Genomic DNA, 19,119 nt, shown 5'->3' with positions numbered 1-19,119 from the left:
GAGGGAAGGCTCCCGGCCAGACGCACCGGGAGCTGAAGCCGGCTCAGGCGGCCGGCGTCTTGCTCGTGTCCGGCGAGGGTGCAACCTCAGTGGCCTGGGCCTGCTGCGCCTCGGCCTCACGCTGCTCCAGCCGGGCCGCGCCCGCCTCGGCCGCGCGGAGGAACTCGTCGTACTCGGACTTGCGTTCCTGGGCCTTCGCCTGCGCCTTGCCGACCTGCTGCGCCGCCGCGGCCCGGCCCTTCACCACGGCGCGGGCACTGAGCACCACGCCCACGGCGGAGGTCACCACGTTGAGCACGGACCAGAGACCGCCCTCCCACAGGGCATCCGCGCCGCCCTGGACGAAGTCGATCATCAGGATGAAGGCCAGGCCCGTGGCGGAAGCCCCGAGCGCCGTGGTCCACGGCCGCAGCTCAATCACCCGCGCGGCGCCGTAGCAGAGCAGCGGCAGCCCCACGAGCAGCCACAGATTCACGAGCGCCACCGCGGCCAGCATCTGCAGGAAGGCGAAGGGCAATTCCTGGATGCGCGTCGTCAGACGCATGATGAGCACCCAGCCGAGGCCCCGGCCAACGATGAGCGCGATGAACCCCAGCCCCATGATGAACTGGAGGCGGCGGATGCGGACGCGCAGCGGTTCGAGGACACTCGTCTTGGAGCTCACGGCCGGCAGCCTACCCCAGTTCAGCCCTCGTCCTCGTCCGCGTCCGCCGCGCTACCCGGCGTGCGAGGAGGCGGGCCATCCCCGTAGAAGACCTCCTCCAGCACCAGCCCCTGCGGCGGCGCCGTGGGCCCGGCCCGCTTCCGGTTGCGCGAGGCCAGCACCTCCGCCACCCACGCCTCGGGCCTTTTCCCCTTCCCCACCTCCACCAGCGTCCCCACCAGATTGCGCACCATGTGCTTGAGGAAGGCCGTGCCCTCCACCACGAAGGACACCGCGTCCCCGGCCTCGCCCTCCACCGCCAGCCGCCGAATCTCGCGCATCGCGTGCTTCGCCTGGCAGTCCGCCGCCCGGAAGGCGGAGTAGTCGTGCCGGCCCAGCAGGTGCGTCGCCGCGCGCCGCATGGCCTCCACGTCCAGCGCGGCGAACACCTCCCAGTGTGTCGCCCGGCGCATCGGCGAGCGCGTGCGGCGGTTGCTCAGCCGGTACCGGTAGCGCTTGCCCCGGGACCAGCGGCGCGGGTCGAAGTCGTCCGGCACCTCCACCGCGGACACCACCGCGAGGTCGTCCGGCAGCAGGCCATTGAGGCCCATGACGTACGCCTTCATCGGCAGCACCCGCGCGGTGTCGAAGCTGGCCACCTGCCCGGTGGCGTGGACGCCCGAGTCGGTGCGCCCCGCGCAGAACACGGACACCCGCTCGCCCAGCAGCCGGGCCAGCCCGTCCTCCAGCGTCGCCTGCACGGACGGGCCATTGGGCTGCACCTGCCAGCCCACGTAGCGCGTCCCCTCGTACTCGAGCGTCAGCTTCAGCCGGGGCATGTCAGCGGTACTTCAGCCAGGACTCGAGGAGCTCGGACACGAGCCGGCCCACCGGGACGTCGTTGCGGCGGGCCACCGCCTCCAGCGCCTCGTACGCGGCGGGGCTGAGCGGCACGGCCAGCATGCGCGGCTCCGTGTGGTCGTCGCTCGCGCCCTCCGGGGAGACGGGCTCCGGCGCGGGCGCGCCCTTCACCGTGTCGAGCGCGGCCACCACGTCCGACAACTCCAGCGCCTCTTCCGACGTGGGCGCCTGCGCCGCACGCACCTGCATGCGCCGCTGCTCCTCCTGCAGCTCCTCCTCGAAAAGCTGCTTGAGGAAGTTGGACAGGTGCAGCGGCGTGGGGGTGAACTCGTACGCGTCCAGGAAGGCGTCCAGGTCCTTCTGCATCTGCGCGGCCGTCTGGTAGCGCTTGTCCCTGTCGCGCTCCAGCGCCTTCATCAGGATGAGCTCCAGCCGCTCGGGCAGGTCCTCCCGGAAGTACGAGGGCGTATAGATTTTTCCCTCGGTGATGCTGCGCATCACCGCCACCTCGGACTCACCGGTGAAGAGCTTGAAGCCGGTGAGCCACTCGTAGAGGACGACGCCCAGGGAGAAGATGTCGCTGCGGCAGTCCAGCGGCTTGCCCAGGCACTGCTCCGGGCTCATGTAGCTGAGCTTGCCCTTGATTTCGCCGGTGCGCGTCTGCTCCACCTGGTTGGCGGCCTTGGCGATGCCGAAGTCGAGAATCTTCACCGAGCCGTCGAACGCGACGACGACATTCTCCGGCGACACGTCCCGGTGGACGATGTTGAGCGGGTTGCCGTACAGGTCCACCTTCGTGTGCGCATGGTGAAGCCCCGCGCACACCTGCGAGGCAATCTTCACCGCGTACACCAGCGGGAAGGGAATCCCGAGCGCCTCCGCCTTGGGCACCACCCGGCGCATGTCGCGCCCGGCCACGTACTCCATGGCGATGAAGTAGCTCTCCGCAATCTTCCCCAGGTCGTGAATCTGGACGACGTTGGGGTGGTTGAGCTGCGAGGCGAGCCGGGCCTCGTTGAGGAACATCTTCACGAAGGCCGCGTGCTTGGACAGGTGCGGGCGGATGCGCTTGATGACGACGGGCGACTCGTGGCCGTCGTCATGCTTCTGGTGCGCGAGGAAGATCTCCGCCATGCCACCCACGGCAATGCGGTCGATGAGCCGGTACCTGCCGAAGCGGGCGGTGTCGCGCTGCTGCTGGGCCACGGGAGCCATGACGCGCTGACCTTAGCCGCGCCGGGCCCCGCGGCGCTAACGAACTTCCACCACGTGGACCTTCAGGGCTGGCTCCTCGCCGGGCAAGGAAGGGAAGTCGAGCGCGGAGGGGCCGAGCGAGCCCACCGCCTTCCCCTTCCGTCCCGCGAGCGCCACGCCCTCCGCCACCATCGTCTCGAAGCGGCGCGCGGGCAGGCCCGCGTGGTTGCAGCAGGCGACCAGCCGGCCTCCGGGCGCCACCACGCGCGCGGCGGCGTCCGCCAGCCGGGCGTAGTCGCGCGCGGCGGAGAAGCGCGCGGTGCGGGTGGTGGAGAAGGACGGGGGATCCGAAATGACGACGTCGAACGCCTCCCCCTTCTTCGCCAGGCGCTTGAGCCAGTCGAACACGTCCCCGGCCACGTAGTCGTAGCGGTCCACGGGCTGGCCGTTGAGGCGCGCGTTCTCCTCGCCCCACTCCAGCACGCGGCGGCTGGCGTCGATGTTGAGCGCCCGCTTCGCGCCGCTCGCGGAGGCCACCACGCCGAAGGCGCACGTGTACGCGAAGAGGTTGAGCACGGAGAGGCCGCGCGCCCGCTCCTGGAGCCACGCGCGGGTGTCACGCATGTCCAGGTACAGCCCCACCGACAGCCCCTGCGCGGGGCGGATGAGGAACGACAGGCCATTCTCCAGCGCGGTGAGGGACTCCACCGGCTCGCCCCGGGCGGGGACTTCCGGCGCGAGCGACTCCTTCGCCACGTTGGCCAGCACGCGCGCCTCGCGGGGACGGCGCTTGAGGTAGACGCTCCTCGGCGCCCAGGCGGCCACCGCCGCGTCGAGCAGCGCCTCCTCCTCGGCGGGCGTGAAGTCCCTGTAGAGGCTGATGACATACAGCCCCCCGCCAAAGACATCCGCCGTCACCTCGGGGACGCCGTCCGCCTCGCCATGGAGCACGCGGAAGGCGGTGGTGCGCGCGTCGGACAGCAGCGGCCCCCGCCTGTCACGCGCGGCGCGCAGGGTGTCCACCAGCGAGGAAGGCACGGCGCCCATCCCCCTCAGCTGCCCAGCCGTGCGCGCGTCCACACCCGGTGGAGCGCATCCGTCGCGGCGCTGGCCAGCTCCACGAAGTCGAGGCCCAGCAACTGGCCCTCGCGCACGCGGACGCGGCCGTCCACCACCGTCCACGCCACCGGCGCGCGCGACATCTGCCCGAGCAGGTGCGGCGAGTAGCCCGTCTCCGGGTCCGCCGGGGGCACGGAGTCGTAGACGACGAGGTCCGCGATGCTCCCCTCCTCCACGTTGCCCGACGGCAGCCCGAACAGCCGCGTGCACAGCTCCGCCGGGCCGTTGATGAGCAGGTGGGCCAGGGAGCCGTCCACGTCCGGCAGGCGCCCGGCGCGGGCGATGCGCAGCACGCCCACGAGCGCGGCCAGCAATTCCTCCTGGAGCGAGCCATGGCCGCCGGTGCCCAGCCCCACCAGGTGCATGCGAGACAGCACCGCCTCCATCGGGTCCCCGCCACGCTCCAGCGTGCGCACGCCACGGGGCGCGAGCGCCACGAAGGCGCCGCTGTTCTGCAGGCGCACGGCCTCGGCGCTGTCCAGGGTGCGCGCGTAGGCGGCGATGGCGCGCGCGTTGAGCAGCCCCAGCGCGTCCAGCCGGGGCACCACGCGCTGGTTGTGCCGGGCGTAGGTGATGGTGAGGTCGTCCTCGCTCTCCGCGAGGTGGAAGACGGTGGGCGCGTCCAGCTCGCGGCTCAGCCGGGCCACACGGGTGAGCAGCGCGTGGTCGCACGTGTACGAGGCATGGAAGCCGAGCGCCCCGCGCACCAGCGGATGCTCCCGGCGCTCGCGCACGAAGTCCGCGTTGGCCTGGAGCCAGGCCTCCGCCTGCGGGGCGCCCTCCAGGCTGTGGGTGGAGTGGCTCGTCACCAGCCGCAGGCCCAGTGCCTCCGCCGCGCGGGCCTGGGCGGCGAGCCCTCCGGCCACGTCCTGGCAGGACAGGTGCTCCACCACCAGCGTGACGCCGTCGCGCAGCGCGCGGGCCGCGGCGAAGCGGGTGAGCGCCTCCACGTCCTCGTCCGTCAGCAGCCGCGCCACCCGCAGCATCCGCTCCAGCCGCTCGGCGGGCGACAGCAGCAGGAAGGGCCCGGTGGGCGGCAACAACTGGCCATTGACGAGATGCGAGTGGCAGTCCACCAGCCCGGGCGCGACGAGCCGTCCCCGGCACGCCACCTCCCAGTCGCCGGGCAGCACGGGCACCTGGGCGTCCGGAGCCACGCGGTGGATGGTGTTTCCTTCCACCACCACGGCCATGCCGTTGCGGACGCGACCATCCGCGCGGAACACGGCGCAGTTCTTCAGCAGCAGGCGGCCTTCCATGAACAGGCCTGTCTTACCACGGGCGGCGGCGAGCCGGCCTAGAAGGTGACGGGCACCGGCAGGGAGGACAGCACCACCTGGGAGCGGGTGGTGTCCACGTGGCCGTCCTTGCGGATCTGGAGTGTCAGCTCGTGGAGGACGTCGTCCTCGAGGACGAGCGCCACCGCCTGGAAGCCCGCGTCGCCGGCCGTGACGTGCAGGGGGTGCAGCCGGGCGCTGACCTCCGCCTTCTTCGTGGCCAGCTCGGGCGTGGTGTCCACATCGCCCCGCCAGGGAACATCCGCGGCCTTCTCCACCACGCGGCGGCCGGTGCCCCCGGTGTTGGCGATGAAGAAGCGCACGTACTCCGGCACGTGCGCGGCGTCGAGAGAGAGCTTCTCGCGCGCGTTGACGTTGTAGATGTCCTGCTCCCGGCCGGAGAGGACCACCACCTGCCTGCCATCATCCACGTAGCGGAACTGGATGGGCCGGTGCGGCAGCATCACGTCGGCGGTGAGCAGCTTGAAGTGGCCGTAGAAGCTCAGCGGCTCCGTGGAGAACGTGGTCGGCTGCCGGGACATCGTGTCGGCGTGGACCGGGTCGACCTGGGCGATGCGCAGCAGCGTCTCGGTCTTGGCAATCACCATCTCATCCTCACGAGGCCCACTCCGCGAAGGGGCGTGGGCGCAGTAGAGCATGTTCAGGGCCAGCAGGCCCACGGTGAATGCCTGTCGTCTCACTTCGGATGGGCGCGGTCCCAGGCCGACCCGTAGTAGTCCGGATACTTGACGCCCGTGGTGCTGGTCGTCACCTCGCCGTCCTGGAAGCCCTTGAGGACGCGGTCGTAGCCGGCCTTCTCACCCGCCGCCTTCAGCTCCGCCTCGGTGGCCTTGGGGTTCGCCTTCTTCGCGTCCTCGACGCCCTTCTTGTAGGCCTCGTTGTACTTGGCCTCCAGCGGGTACGTGGCGGTGATGGTCTTCCCGCTGGCGACCAGCTCGTTCTTCGCCTTGATGCTGTCGACGGTGCCGCGCACCTCCTCGTCCAGCATCTTCTTCACGTAGTCGGCGCGCGTGTCCTTGACGATGTCCGCCTTGGGGCCGTCGATGCTGGCCTTGGCGTGGTTGACTTCATGGACCAGCGTCAGGGCGTTGCGGTCCACCGGGCGGGTGCGGTCGATGACAATCTTGTTGCCATCCCAGTACGAGCCACCGCCGTCGGCGAACTCGACCTTGATGTTCTTGTCCTCCAGGTACTTCACCGCCGCCGCGCCGGTGGGCGAGTCCTTGAGGGTGTCCTTGATGTCCTGGAGCCGCTTGGCGTCCTCCGCGGCCTGCACCACCGCGGCGGCCGCGGCCTTCACCGCCTCACCCACGGCCTTGCCGATGGACTCGAGCGGACCCGGCTCGGGGGCGCCCAGCTTGCGGTAGTCCGCCTGGGGCTTCTCGAAGGCGCTGGTGGAGGGCATGCCCGTCCGGGGCGTGGCGTTGGCCGTGCGGGGCTGGGGCTGACGGGTCTCCTCGACGTCCGGCGAGCGAACCGTCTGCGGAGTCGTGGCGCCGCGGCCACTGCCAATACCGTTGATGGACATGACTGCCCCCTCGAATGTGGTGATCCGTTACCGGGATTATCGCACCTGGTGGCAGAAGGTTGCGGCCCTCAACGGGGAAGCCCGGAGGCCGGTCCAACCGCCTGGAATTCCTGGGGGCACGGTGCGCATCAGGCGTGGTAGGATTCACGCCCGATGACGCCGGTGCTTCCCGCCGCCCCTTCCCGGACCCACGTTCCAGCCCCCGGCCTGCCGGGCACCCTGGCATTCCGTGGGCTGTGGCTGTTTTCCGCGCGGGCGGACCTCCTCATCATCGCCCTGCCCCTGGCGCTCGCGCTGGGCGTGGCCGCGTCCAGCGTGCTGTCCGCCCCGGCCGCGGACGGCGCGCATCGCCTGGCGGCGTGGACCGCGCAGAACCTGTTGGGCAATGCCACGCACGTGGTGCTCACCTTCCTGCTCTTCGCCGTGCACCGGGACGTGCTGACGGCGGCGCCGGGCCAGCCCCGGCAGGTGCTCGCGGGGGCGCTGGCCATGCTCGCGGTAGGCACGGGCTTCTTCTTCAGCTTCTACGCGGACCTCACCGCGCACACCTACGCGGTGGCCGTGGTGTTCAACGTGTTCGGCCTGCACCACACGCTGTCCCAGCACCGGGGCCTCTGGTCGCTGCACGGGCTGCGCGAAGGTGACGCCGGGCTGCCCGCGTCCTCCCCGAAGGAGCGCGAGCTGCAGAAGCTGTACGTGCCGCTGATGCTCACCCTGCTCCTGGTGCGCATCCTCTTCGTCTCCGAGTCCACGAGCCCCGACGCCTCCGCCTACCTCGACGTGGGCCAGGGCGCGGTGCTGCCCCGCGAGACGCTCGCCGTCCTGCTGGCGGTGTGGATGGGCTACTTCGTGGTGCTCTTCCGCTCCGTGCTGGGCGCGGGGACGCGGAGCGGGCCGAAGGTGCTCTACCTGCTGGCCATGGCGACGGCCACGGGGCTCGTCCTGGTGGCGCCCTCGTGGGGCTACGTGATGCTGCCCGCCATGCACGGGCTGGAGTACTACGTGATTTCCGCCCGGATGCTGGAGCCTCGCCAGGGCGACACCTCCCGCGTGCCCCGCGCGCTCATCGTCCCGCTGATGATTGCGAGCATGCTGCCCCTGCTGGCGCTGGGCGTGGTGCACGGCGTGCTCCAGGAGGAGGCCCTGTTCGGTGTGTCCGCGAGCCAGGCGGACGTCGTGCGCGCCTGGCCCCTGCTGCGCGTCCTGACGTCCCTGAGCTTCGCGGTGGTGCTGGCGCACTACTTCGCGGACGCGCTCATCTACCGGTTCCGGATTCCCTCCATCCGCGCGGTGATGCTGCGCCGGCTGGGGCTGCGCTAGCCGGCGGCGCGGATGCGAACGCGGTACGCCCTCTTCCTCCCCGGGCCGGCGGCCCTCCTCGCGCTGGTGTTCGCCACGCGGCTGGCGATGTCGCCGCTCAAGCACTACGACCTCTTCTTCCACCTCGCCGGGGGCCGCTTCATCCTGGAGCACGGCTTCACCCGGGTGGACCCCTTCAGCCTCACCGGGACTTCCGGCTGGGTGCCGCACGAGTGGGGCTTCGGCGTGCTCTGCGTGCTGCTGGCGCGGTGGCTCGGCGCGGGAGGGCCGGCGCTCTTCATCGCCGCGCTCGTGGCCGCCAACATCCTGCTCCTGTGGAAGGCCCTGGGCCGGGCCGCCTCCGGGCACCGCGGACTGCTCACCCTGGCCGCGCTGGGCGGTGTCCTCCTGGTGCAGGCCCCCACCTGGCCGGCGGAGCGCCCCTTCCACGTGGGCCACCTGCTCTTCACCGTCGCGGTGCTGTGCGTCCAGTCGTGGCGCGCGGGCAACTCCCGCGTCCTCTGGGCCTTCCCCCTGCTGGGCGTCGCCTGGGCCAACCTCCACGGGAGCTGGCCGCTGGGCCCCGCCCTGCTCGGCGCCGCCGCCGTGGGACAGGCGCTGGAGGTGCCGGGGCCGGAGTCGCGGCGCCGCTCGCTGCACGCCTTTGCCTTCGCCGTGGCCGCATACCTCGCGGCCGGCCTGGGCCCGGATGGTCCCGCCATCTACCTCTATCCCCTGCACCACTCGGTGCTGGAGTCCACGCAGACCATCGTCGAGTGGCGGCCGCTCGATTTGGACCTGGGCTGGAGCTGGGCCTACCTCGCGCTGGCGGGCGCGGCGCTGTTCACCGTGGGCCGGGCGCCCTCGCGCTCGGTGACCTGCCTCCTGCCCGCGGTGGTGCTCGGCATCGCCGCCCTCAAGGTGCAGCGCCATGCGCCGTACGCCGCCGTGCTGCTGGCGCTCGCGCTGCTGGAGCACGCCGCGCGGACGACAGCGGGCGCGTCCAGCGCCGGAGCGTGGCGCCTCTGGAAGCAGGTGGATGACGCGCTGGACGGCTGGGCCTCCCGGAGCCGGGGCGCGCTCTGGCCCACCCTGGTCCTGGCGGCGCTGACCGCCATCCATGCGGCGCACCCGACGCCGATGGAGCAGGGCGTGAAGCGCACGTGGATTCCGCTCGACGCCCTGGCGGCGCTGCGCCGGCTGCCACCGGGACGGGTGCTCAACCCCTTCGCCCTCGGCGGCTCCATCTCGTACTTCGCCGGGCCGGACTACAAGGTCTTCATCGACAGCCGGAACGACCCGTTCCCCCTGGCCATCCACGACGACTACACCCGGCTGACCTGGGGCCAGCCGGGCTGGGCGGACGCCCTCGAGCGGTATGACCCGGACTACCTCGTCTGGAAGGTGGAGAACCCGGGCCACATCCTGCTCGACAAACTGCGCGCGCGCGGCGGCTGGCGCGAGCAGCTCCGGGACGGCGAGTACGTCCTCTGGGTGCGGGAGCGGCCCGGCGCGACGGCGCGGCCCTGACGGTGCGGCCTACCCGCCGTGCCGTTCCGCGTTGGCGAGGATGGCGTCACGCGTGAAGCGCGCGAGCCCCGGCTTCACCCGGTCGATGTTCTCCATGAAGCGGGAGTCACTCACGTACATCTCCCCCAGGCCCCGGTGCATGGCGTACGAGCACGGGTAGAACCACTTCGAGATGTGCTGCCGCCACTGCTCGGCCAGGTCCATCGCCGCCGGCTCGCTCGGCGCGCGGCCCGCATCGAGCTGCTCCGCCAGCGCCTGCTGGATGCGGTCCAACTCCGCCTTCATCTCCTGCCAGTCCTGCTTCGTGTAGCGCGCCGACCTCCGGGCGGATTCCCTGTAGGCCTCCGTGTCGCCCCAGCGCTCCTTCACCTCGGCCTCGTACTTCGTCGGGTCGAAGTCGCCGAAGGCCTCGAACATCTTCTCCTGGTCCATGGTCTTCCCCTTCTCCAGTGCGTCCAGCGCCGAGTCCACGGCGCCCAGTAGCGCGTCCAGCCGCGCGGCACGCTCCGACAGCAATTGCCGCTGCATCCGCAGGGCGGAGCGGAGGTCGAAAGAAGGGTCCCCCAGGATGCGGCGAATCTCCTCCAGCGGGAACTCCAGCTCCCGGAAGAAGAGCACCTGCTGCAACCGCTGCAGGTCCGCCTGGGTGTACAGCCGGTAACCGGCCTCGCTGCGCTCCGAAGGGCTCAGCAGGCCGATTTCGTCGTAATGATGCAGCGCCCGGACGCTCACCTTCGCCAGCCGGGCCACCTGACTCACCGTAAGGGCCATATCCCTCCACCTCGGAAAGGAGGTGTAGGGTCTCACGTCGCGTGAGGGTCAAGCCCCCCGCCGTGAAGAGGCGCCTGCCGGCAGCTCGGGCGCTGAAAAGCTCGAAGGCGCCACCCCATGGCCAGTGCCAGGGATGACGCCTTCGGAGAGAACGACTCGGAACGGCTCAGTAGGTGTTGTTCTGGCCGAACGTCTTCATCGTCTTCTGGTTGAGGTCCTTGGTGGACTTCTGGCCGTCGTTGGCCACGTTGTCCTCACCGGCCAGCGCCGCCGCGGAGGCGCCGAACAGCTTGCGGATGTTGTCGCCGAAGAGCGTGATGACGCCGATGGCGGCGATCGCGATCAGCGCGACGATGATGATGTACTCGGTCATGCCCTGACCACGGGACTTGCGGAGGGCCTTGGTCTTCTTGGGAAGCGCAGTCATGAGAGTCTCCAGGGGGGATTTCGGGCGGGAAAGCGAACCCTGACTTCTCAGGGTTGCAGGGACACTAGGATGGATTGCCGCCTGCCCTCCATCCGTCATCGGGAGGATGCCGGGAATCCTGAGTGATTCCCGCATTTTGGCAACATTGTTACAGCTCCGGGCGGCCTTTCAGGGGGCCTCGGGGGTGGCCACGGGGGCCGACGGAGCCGGGGGGCAGCGGGCGCCGGGGAGGCCCTTGCACAGGGCCGCGAGCATCTTGGCCAGCTGGGCGTGCTCCGGGTGGGCCCGGGCCGTCTCCAGGCCCACCGCCAGCGCCGTGTCGGCCTCCGCGGGCGTCCAGATGGTGCGGTTGGACCACAGGCGCGCGGTCGCCATCTCCAGGTAGAGGGCCACCAGCTCCGGATCACGCACGCCCTTCGCCACCTGCGCGTCCAGCACCGCGCCCGCCAGCGACATGTCGTGCTGGTTGAGGGCCGTCCTCCCCAGCGCCAGCGCCGCGTCGGAGCTGTCCGGGGCCAGCGCGTACCACCGAGCCGCCACGCCGCGCAGCAGCGGGTCGGAATCCTGGTGGTGGCGGTCCATGTTGCGGAACAGCCGCTCCAGCTGCTCCGCGGTGGGCGGGTGCTGGCGGACGTAGTCGTGGAGGAACAGCCGCGAACCGCCGTCCGGGGAGCGCCGCTCGTCCTGGAAGTGGTCTCTCTCCCCCACGAAGAAGGCGATGGGCGAGGCGTACTCCAGGATGTTGTCGTCGTCGGTGTTGATGGGCCCCTCCCCGGCGAACTCGAGCTGCCCGTCCTCGCTGTGCACCTGCTTGGACAGCAGCCCGAAGACGTCGTGGATGTCCACCCGCGCCAGGTCCGCCTTCACGTCGGGCAGGGCCATGCGCTCGGCGAGCCGCCGCGCGTCGAAGTTCAGCGGCTTGCGGCTGGCCACGAGCACCAGGTCCTGGGGGCCCATCCACGTCGTGGCATGCGGAAAGGTGTCCCGCAGGGTGCGCATCACCAACCGGATGAGCTCCTGCCGGTTCTCATAGACGTGGATCCACTGCACCAGCACGCCGTCGTCCGTCAGGTGCCGGTCCACCGCCTGGAAGAAGTCCTGCGTGAAGAGGCCGGAGACACCCGACACCCACGGGTTGGAGGGCTCGCTCACCACGAGGTCGTACTTGCGGGGCGCCAGGGCCATGAACGTCTTGGCGTCGTCAATGTGGATGTGCGTCCGCGGGTCCTCCAGCGCGTTGCGGTTGTCGGCCTTGAACAGGCGCGCGCCCTCGATGACGGCCGGGGAGATTTCCACCAGGTCGAGCCGCTCCACCGGGTGCGTCAGCATGCTGCCGACGGTGATGGCGGCGCCGGACCCCACGACGAGCACGTTCTTCGGCTCGCGCGGATGCAGGAGGGCGCCCAGGTGGCCGGCCACGATCTGCGTCTCCATGTCGATGCCGGTGGAGGCATCCACCTTCCCGTTGATCTTCAGGTACCGGTGCTTGCCCGCGATGTCCGCCACCAGCACCGTGGCGAAGGTGTCGTCCTGGTAGAAGTGGGGAACGGTGCTCTTCTCGATACCCTCCACCAGCTTGTCGTAGCTGGACACCCTGTCCCTGAAGCGCGGCGCGGAGATGCTGCTCAGCCGCACCGACCAGCCCCGCATCCCACCCAGCACCACGACGGTGAGGCCGGCCGCCACCGCCACCGGCCACAGGGCGCGCGCGGTGCGGGCCGGACGCCCCGGCACCGCGGCGAAGGCCAGCGCCGCGGCGGCGAGGTTGACCACCGCCCCCGCCACGAAGTTGCCCTCCATGCCCCACCACGGCATCAACACCAGCCCGCCCAGCACCGAGCCGCTGATGGTACCCACCGTGTTCCACAGGTACACGCCGCCGAGCTGCCGCCCCACCTCGGACACCTTCGCCGTGGCCACGCGCGCCGCCGCCGGAAAGGCCGCCCCCATGAAGAAGGTGGGCACCAGCAGCACCATGCAGCAGAAGCCGAAGGTGATGAACTGGTACACCGGCCAGGTCTCCAGCGTGGCCGTCAGCATCCAGCGCGCGGTGCGGAAGTAGTACGGCAGCCGCACGTACAGCGGCAGCGCCACACACAGGCTGACCACCAGCGCCACCTGCATGCGCGCGTACATCCGCAGCGAGTCCACCTTCGACCCGCGCGTCATCAGCCAGAAGCTGCCCAGGCCGATGCCCAGGATGAAGGCCGTCAGGATGAGCGTGAAGGCATACGTGGACGCGCCCATGACGATGGACAACAGGCGGATCCACGTCACCTGGTACAACATGGACGTGAAGCCCGACAGCGCCACGCCCACCAACGCCGCCCGCACCGCCGCCCGGGGGTAGGCCACTTCGGCCCCGCCCTCCACGTCCGGCGCGGCCTGGCCGGGGGCCAGCGTCGGCGGGTGCTGCCGCGCCAGCGCCAGCGCGGCCAGGGCCAGCAGCACGTTGAGCCCCGCGGCCCCCCTCGCGGAGGCCGCCAGGCCGAAGGCCGGCACCAGGTGCGTGCCCGCCAGGAACACGCCCACCGCCGCGCCCAGGCTGTTGACGGCGTACAGGCGGGCCAGCTCCCGCTGCACCCCCGCCAGGCTGGAGGCGAAGTGCCGCACCAGTGCCGGCAGCGTGCCGCCCATCAGCAGCGTGGGCACCACCAGCGACAGGGACGCCACCAGCAGCCGGGGCGCCACCCGCCAGCCGTCCGGCACGCCGGGCGCCAGCACCAGCCACAGCGCCCCCAGGGCCTCCAGCACGTACGGGAAGGCCAGGGCGTAGAGCCCCACGCCCAGCTCCAGCAGGCCGTAGAGGGCCAGGGGGTTCTTCACCCGGTCGGCTGTCCGCCCAAAGACAGAAGCCCCCAGCGCCAGCCCCCCCATGAAGGTGGCGAGCACCACGGCATGCGCCTGTCCGCTGTTCCCCAGGACGTTCCCGAGGTACTTGGACCAGACGAGCTCGTAGACCAGCGCCGTGGCGCCGGACAGGAACAGCAGACAGGCCACAAGGTTCTTCGGAAGACGTGCCGTGATGGACATGGGGACAGCGCGCGACCTTACTCGGTATGTTTCAGGCCCATCAAATGAACGCCCACCTCCTGCAAGCCGTGTTGCTCGCCTGGTCTCCAAGCCTGAGGGTGACGCGTGTCGAGGGCGATACCGCCACCGTGTTGCGCCGCCCCTCCGCGGAGCTGCTGGAGCGTCCGCTCCATGTGGTGCTCGGCGTCACGGCCGAGCGCGCGCGGGAGCTGGATGCCCGTGCCCGTGAAGACCGCCGCGCCGTGGAGTTCGTCTCCTCGCAGCTGGGCGGCGAGGACCCCACGCCCCTGCGCCTGACGCTGGGCCTGGACGCGGGCGAGGCCTGCGCCGGCGTGCTCGACCTGAACACCGTGCTGGAGGGCGCGCCGCCGGTCCAGATTTCGCGCCTGTCCTCCTCGCTCAGCCACGAGATTCGCAACCCGCTGTCCTCCGTGAAGATGGCGGTGCAGACGCTGGCGCGGAACACCGGGCTGTCGGACCGGGACAGGCGGCGGCTCACCATCGCCAACCGCGAAATCCGCACCATGGAGCGGATGCTGTGGCTGTTGTCCGAGTACGGCCGGGACACCACGCCCAACCTGGACGCGCACGCGCTGCGCTCGGTGCTACAGGAGGCCACCGGCATGGTGGCCCCGGAGCTGGCCGAGCGCCGCATCGAGGTGCGCGTGGACGAGGAGCCGGACCTGCCGCGAGTACGGGTGGACCCCAACCGGCTGCGGCCCGTGCTGGCCCAGGTGCTCCTCAACATCGCCATGGGCCAGGCCGAGGACAGCCCCGTGGAGGTCGCCCTGCGCCGCGGCGGCGCCGGACAGGTGCTGATGGTGCTCAAGGACCCCGCCGCCGCGCTGCCCCCCGAGGAGCGCGGCACCCTCTTCGAGCCCTTCGGCTCACGCCTCGCGAGGGGGGCGGGCCTGTCGCTCGCGGCCCTGCGCCGGGTGATGACGGGCCAGGGGGGAGACCTGGCCGCCGAGGGCAGCGCCGACCCCGGCATGGTCTTCACGCTGACGTTCGCCACCTGAGACGACGCCATGGAGACCCTTCTCATCGTCGACGACGACGTCTCGCTCCTCGAAACGCTGAAGATGCACTTCGAGGAGATCGAGCACGACGGCCAGCCGCGCTACCACGTGGCCACGGCCACCAGCGCGGCCGCGGGGCTGCGCGCCGCGCAGGAGAGCATGCCCAGCGTGGTCATCCTCGACATGATGCTCCCGGACCGCACGGGCCTGGAAATCATCGAGGAGATGAAGGGGCTGTGCGGAGACGCGCGCATCATCCTCGTCACCGCCTACCACGACATGGAGACCACCATCCGGGCCATGAAGGCCGGGGCCTTCGACTACATCCACAAGCCCTTCCCGGACCCGGCCGCCCTGGACCTGGTGGTGGAGCGCGCGCTGGAGTACCGCCAGCTGTCGCGCCGCGCGGACGAGGTCAACCGCGAGAATGCCGCCGCCCGCCTGGGCGACATCGTGGGCACCAGCGGGTCCATGCAGCAGCTGGTGAAGGAGATTGGCAAGGTGACGGGCAGCCACGCCACCGTGCTGATTACCGGTGAGAGCGGCACCGGCAAGGAACTCATCGCCCGCGTCATCCACAACTACTCGTACGACGAGCCCCGGCCCTTCATCGGCATCAACTGCTCGGCCATTGTCGACACGCTGCTGGAGAGCGAGCTGTTCGGCCACGAGAAGGGCGCCTTCACCGGCGCCACCTCCGGCAAGCTGGGCAAGTTCGAGGTGGCCGAGGAAGGCACCGTGTTCCTGGACGAGATTGGCGACATGTCGCTGATGCTCCAGGCCAAGCTCCTGCGCGTGCTGCAGGAGCGCGAGTTCGAGCGCGTCGGCGGCGTCAAGCGCATCAAGCTGCGCGCGCGCGTCATCGCCGCCACCCACCGCAACCTCTCCGAGGAGGTGGCGGCGGGCCGCTTCCGCGAGGACCTCTACCAGCGCCTCAAGGTGATTACGCTCCTCATCCCCCCGCTGCGCGAGCGGCGCGAGGACATCCCCCTGCTGGTGAAGCACCTGCTCGAGCGCATCAACGAGAAGGTCCACAAGCGCGTCACCCGCGTGCCCATCGAGGTCATGGAGCGGCTCACCCGGCTGCCCTGGCGCGGCAACGTGCGCGAATTGGAGAACGTCCTCACCCGCTCCGTGGTGCTCGCCCCCGGCGACGTGCTGCGCGGGGACGACCTGCCGGCGCTGGAGGCCGCTCCGAATCCGGACGCCGGCCGCCCCGCCCCCGCCGGCGCCATGTTCGCCGCCCCGGCCGTGGACGACGCCAGCCTCATCCCCACCCTGGAAGAGGCCGAGCGCCAGCTCATCGCCCGTGCGATGGCCGTCACCAAGGGGCACAAGGGTCGCACCTGCCAGATTCTTGGAATCAGCCGCCCCACCCTGGAGCGCAAGCTCCAGAAGTACGGTTTGGCACAGGGGCAGAGCCCTCAGGTGCACACCTTCCCCGTGAAGGACGCTTCCTGAACATTGTCGCGGGCTCGACAATGGAGCCCCCGGATTCAACGTTTCGTTCAACTTGATCAGACTGTTTGAACGTTCTGTTTCAGGTTTTGGACACAGAATCCCGGGTGAGCCTGTCCTGTAGCGCTAAGTACCCGGCATTACTCAATGTGTTCCCCTGGTGGCACTTCATTCCCGGCTGGCACGTAACTTGGAAAAGGAAACCCCCGTCCGCCGCTGAAGCAAGCGGCCAGTCTTCCTCTTCCTTCCTTCCCCGGAGTGAATCCCATGCACGGTTTCAATCGCCCCCTCGGCCCCATCGGTTCCAACGTCGTGGCGCCGCTGCAGACGACCTCCTCCGGGATGATGGTGACGGCCAACAAGCTCATCCCCGGCCAGGAGGCCATCGACTTCAAGGGGTACTTCAAGGTCGAGTCCTTCCCGCACAACTCGACCATCTACCGCCCCGGTGACAACACGGACCGCGTGTACCTGCTCAAGTCCGGCCGCGTGCGCCTGATGCGCATCGGCAAGAACAGCACCCGCTCGGTGGTGTCCATCCTCCGCCCGGGTGACCTGTTCGGCGAGCTGTTCCGCCCCGAGGGCACGCCCATCGAGGAGATGGCCGTCGCCGCCGGTGAGGCCGAGGTGTGGAGCATCGAGGGCCGTGACTTCCGCGCCCAGCTGGAGGCCCGTCCGGCCCTGGCGGTGGACGTGGTCCGCGCCTACGCCGAGCGCGTCCGCTCGCTGCGCAAGCGCGTGCTGGGCCTGACCTTCAAGGAAGTTCCGGCCCGCCTGGCGGACACCCTGCTCACCCTCGTCGAAGCGCACGGCGAGCGCTGCCCGCACGGCGGTGAGACGGACCTGCGCGGAATCACCCAGCAGGACCTCGCGGACCTCGTCGGCGCCTCGCGCTCCTTCGTGTCCACGCTCATCAACGAGATGAAGCGCGAGGGCGTGCTCGGCAACGTCGGCCGCATCCTCTGCGTGCGCGACCAGAAGGCGCTGCGCAAGATTGCCTCCAAGGAGAAGTGAGCCGACGCTCCTTCACGGGAGCTGACGCCAACCTCGGGCCTGTCCGCGCGGGAAACCGCGGGGTCGGGCCCGTGGCGTTTTCGGGGGGCCGGAGTGTCGGGGTCAGGGCACTCGGCCCGGCGCATTGCACGAAACGACGAACGCCCTCCGCCCACACGGGAACAGAGGGCACTGGCCCTCCAGAATCGAACGGGCTCAGGCCGAACGACAACGCCCTCGGCTCGCATGGAGCAGAGGGCGTCGGCGGTAACGACAGTGCGAGCCTCGATGCCGGGAGCCTGAACAACCTCGCGCCTCGGCGCGAAGCCGTGCGGGACTTCTCAGGCGCGGGGCGCGCGCAGCTCGTCCACCTCGGTGCGCAGCAGCCAGTCGTCGGGGAAGTCCGTGGCCGCGGCGGCAATCTGCGCCAGCCGCTCGGGCTTCACGGTGCGCCCCTCGCGCATCTGGCGGACCTCGCGGTAGAGCGCGGCCAGCGACGGGTGCAGGGCCATGGCCTTGCGCGAGCGCGCCTTGGACTCGCCGTCCCCTTCCGAGAAGGCGCTCAGCTCGCCGAACCACTGGTCCCACGACTCCGGGTCCGCCGGCCCGCCCGCCACCGAGGGCAGGTGCGTGCTGACGAAGAGCTTCGCCACCGCGGGCAGCTCCAGCTCGCGGCCGGCCAGCCGGCCCCGCAGCACCAGCACCTCGCCGCCGTCGGTGGCGAAGCCCTCCAGCTCCAGCCCGCTCTCCAGCACCAACCGGAACGGGCCGCGCTCCGGGAGCTTCCCCGCGCCGAAGGCCACCAGCGCCGGGCCGTTCCACGGCTTGCCGTCCTCGGCCTTCCCGCCACGCGAGGCGACCACCGGGCCATCCATGCGCACCAGCGCGGTGGTGAGCCCCGGCGCCACCTGCTTCGGCGCGGCCACCATCTCCAGCACCCGGCCCGTCACCTCGCGCCCGTCCGCCAGCACCAGGTGGTTGACGGTGCGGCAGCGCAGCGCCTCCGCCAGCCCGAAGTCCCCGCCGCGCTTCCACGCCAGCGTGGACTCGAACTCGCCCAGCACCTCGAAGAGGTGCTCGAAGTCACGCGCGACGAAGAGCTGCGGCTGCATCCGGGTGATGTCGTATTCGGTGTCCGCGCACGCCATGCTCAGCGCCAGCTTCTTCACCGCCGGGGTGAGGCAGTGCTGCGCCTCGCCGATGCTGGACAGCAGGCCGGCGCCGTAGATGCGCGGGCGCTCCACGTCACCGACGAGGCCGTACTCCGCGGTCCACCAGTACAGGCGGCTGGCCCGCGTGCTCTCGCTGACGAAGCGGCGGCTCGCGCTGGCCGCCTCGAGCCGCGCCTGCGCGTGGGCCACCTCGTCCTCGCTGGCGTCCGGGTCCTCCTTCACCACGGAGAGATTGCGGATGGCCTCGAAGACGGCCTGGTCCTCCACGCTGGCAATGGCCTTGAAGCCCACGAGCCCGCACGCCTTGAGGTACTCCGCGTAGCGGCGGTTGGCGAGGATGGGCGCGTGGCCCGCGCTCTCATGGACGATGTCCGGCGCCGGCGTGTACTCGATGTGCTCGTGCGTGCGGATGTCCGCGGCGATGGCCAGCACGCCCAGCGCCTGGAGCTCCGTGAAGACGGCGGGCGGGATGAAGCCGCGCACGCCCACGCACGCCCAGCCCAGCCGCGACAGCTTCTCGTTCATCTCGTCCAGGCTGGGGATGCACTCCGAGCCGATGCCCGTCGCCTCCAGGCCCTCCAGGTAGACGGGGTGCGCCTTGTCCGCCAGGTGGCCGCGCAGCTTGCCCAGGATGTTGCGCCACACGGCCTGATCCCGAGCGGTGTACGCCGCGTAGTCCTGGCCCACCACGTAGCGACGCAGGTGGGCGGGGAGGCGGGCAATCGTTCGTTCCGTGGGAGTCATCGTTGTGCACCCCTGACATAATCTTCTACC

General features: G+C 70.6%; 16 protein-coding genes. 5 read left to right on the top strand and 11 right to left on the bottom strand.

The window, feature by feature from the left end:
- Positions 1 to 43 precede the first annotated feature (43 nt).
- The 7 genes from OV427_RS36920 to OV427_RS36890 all read right to left on the bottom strand — a co-directional run bounded on the left by OV427_RS36920 (position 44) and on the right by OV427_RS36890 (position 6,643).
- Positions 44 to 664: a hypothetical protein gene (locus OV427_RS36920; RefSeq protein WP_267860922.1), complete on the bottom strand. Its 621-nt coding sequence runs from the start codon at positions 662 to 664 to the stop codon at positions 44 to 46.
- A gap of 20 nt (positions 665 to 684) precedes the next feature.
- Positions 685 to 1,482 (bottom strand): tRNA pseudouridine(38-40) synthase TruA, encoded by a 798-nt coding sequence (gene truA, locus OV427_RS36915; protein WP_267860921.1) that lies wholly within the window; start codon positions 1,480 to 1,482, stop codon positions 685 to 687.
- A 1-nt stretch (position 1,483) separates the two neighbouring features.
- Complete coding sequence (locus OV427_RS36910) at positions 1,484 to 2,719, bottom strand: serine/threonine protein kinase (RefSeq protein ID WP_267860920.1); 1,236 nt, start codon at positions 2,717 to 2,719, stop codon at positions 1,484 to 1,486.
- 36 nt (positions 2,720 to 2,755) lie between these two features.
- Entirely contained in the window at positions 2,756 to 3,745 is a 990-nt protein-coding gene (locus OV427_RS36905) for a class I SAM-dependent rRNA methyltransferase (RefSeq protein ID WP_267860919.1), read from the bottom strand.
- A 5-nt stretch (positions 3,746 to 3,750) separates the two neighbouring features.
- Positions 3,751 to 5,076: an amidohydrolase family protein gene (locus tag OV427_RS36900; RefSeq protein ID WP_267860918.1), complete on the bottom strand. Its 1,326-nt coding sequence runs from the start codon at positions 5,074 to 5,076 to the stop codon at positions 3,751 to 3,753.
- Positions 5,077 to 5,114: 38 nt separating this feature from the next.
- On the bottom strand, positions 5,115 to 5,699 hold the full coding sequence (locus OV427_RS36895) for a hypothetical protein (protein WP_267860917.1): 585 nt from the start codon (positions 5,697 to 5,699) through the stop codon (positions 5,115 to 5,117).
- A gap of 92 nt (positions 5,700 to 5,791) precedes the next feature.
- Positions 5,792 to 6,643: a DUF6782 family putative metallopeptidase gene (locus tag OV427_RS36890; RefSeq protein ID WP_267860916.1), complete on the bottom strand. Its 852-nt coding sequence runs from the start codon at positions 6,641 to 6,643 to the stop codon at positions 5,792 to 5,794.
- 153 nt (positions 6,644 to 6,796) lie between these two features.
- Between OV427_RS36890 and OV427_RS36885 the strand changes: the two genes are divergently transcribed.
- On the top strand, positions 6,797 to 7,963 hold the full coding sequence (locus tag OV427_RS36885) for a hypothetical protein (protein WP_267860915.1): 1,167 nt from the start codon (positions 6,797 to 6,799) through the stop codon (positions 7,961 to 7,963).
- A 12-nt stretch (positions 7,964 to 7,975) separates the two neighbouring features.
- Positions 7,976 to 9,472, top strand: coding sequence for a hypothetical protein (locus OV427_RS36880; RefSeq protein ID WP_267860914.1), 1,497 nt, complete (start codon positions 7,976 to 7,978; stop codon positions 9,470 to 9,472).
- A gap of 9 nt (positions 9,473 to 9,481) precedes the next feature.
- Here the strand turns inward: OV427_RS36880 and OV427_RS36875 are convergent, their stop codons facing one another.
- The 3 genes from OV427_RS36875 to OV427_RS36865 all read right to left on the bottom strand — a co-directional run bounded on the left by OV427_RS36875 (position 9,482) and on the right by OV427_RS36865 (position 13,703).
- Positions 9,482 to 10,243 (bottom strand): MerR family transcriptional regulator, encoded by a 762-nt coding sequence (locus OV427_RS36875; protein WP_267860913.1) that lies wholly within the window; start codon positions 10,241 to 10,243, stop codon positions 9,482 to 9,484.
- Between the two features lie 166 nt (positions 10,244 to 10,409).
- Positions 10,410 to 10,670 carry a hypothetical protein gene (locus tag OV427_RS36870; RefSeq protein ID WP_267860912.1) on the bottom strand — a complete coding sequence of 87 codons (261 nt, stop codon included), beginning with the start codon at positions 10,668 to 10,670 and terminating at the stop codon, positions 10,410 to 10,412.
- A 168-nt stretch (positions 10,671 to 10,838) separates the two neighbouring features.
- The gene (locus OV427_RS36865; RefSeq protein ID WP_267860911.1) at positions 10,839 to 13,703 is read right to left on the bottom strand and encodes a fused MFS/spermidine synthase; all 2,865 of its coding nucleotides are present in this window, start codon (positions 13,701 to 13,703) and stop codon (positions 10,839 to 10,841) included.
- A 44-nt stretch (positions 13,704 to 13,747) separates the two neighbouring features.
- Here OV427_RS36865 and OV427_RS36860 point away from each other — a divergent pair, with 44 nt between their 5' ends.
- The 3 genes from OV427_RS36860 (at position 13,748) to mrpC (ending at position 17,194) form a co-directional block, all read left to right on the top strand.
- Complete coding sequence (locus tag OV427_RS36860; protein ID WP_267860910.1) at positions 13,748 to 14,722, top strand: sensor histidine kinase; 975 nt, start codon at positions 13,748 to 13,750, stop codon at positions 14,720 to 14,722.
- A 9-nt stretch (positions 14,723 to 14,731) separates the two neighbouring features.
- Entirely contained in the window at positions 14,732 to 16,183 is a 1,452-nt protein-coding gene (locus OV427_RS36855; protein WP_267860909.1) for a sigma-54-dependent transcriptional regulator, read from the top strand.
- 264 nt (positions 16,184 to 16,447) lie between these two features.
- A complete protein-coding gene (gene mrpC / locus OV427_RS36850; RefSeq protein ID WP_163999786.1) occupies positions 16,448 to 17,194 on the top strand; it encodes a Crp/Fnr family transcriptional regulator MrpC in 747 nt (248 codons plus the stop codon).
- Positions 17,195 to 17,514: 320 nt separating this feature from the next.
- On the opposite strand, the gene OV427_RS36845 is transcribed toward mrpC, so the two are convergent.
- Entirely contained in the window at positions 17,515 to 19,089 is a 1,575-nt protein-coding gene (locus tag OV427_RS36845) for an aromatic amino acid hydroxylase (RefSeq protein WP_267860908.1), read from the bottom strand.
- Between the last annotated feature and the right edge of the window lie 30 nt (positions 19,090 to 19,119).

It is taken from the genome of Pyxidicoccus sp. MSG2 (genome assembly GCF_026626705.1).
Taxonomy (GTDB): Bacteria; Myxococcota; Myxococcia; order Myxococcales; family Myxococcaceae; genus Myxococcus.
This window is presented reverse-complemented; position numbering and strand designations above follow the sequence as displayed.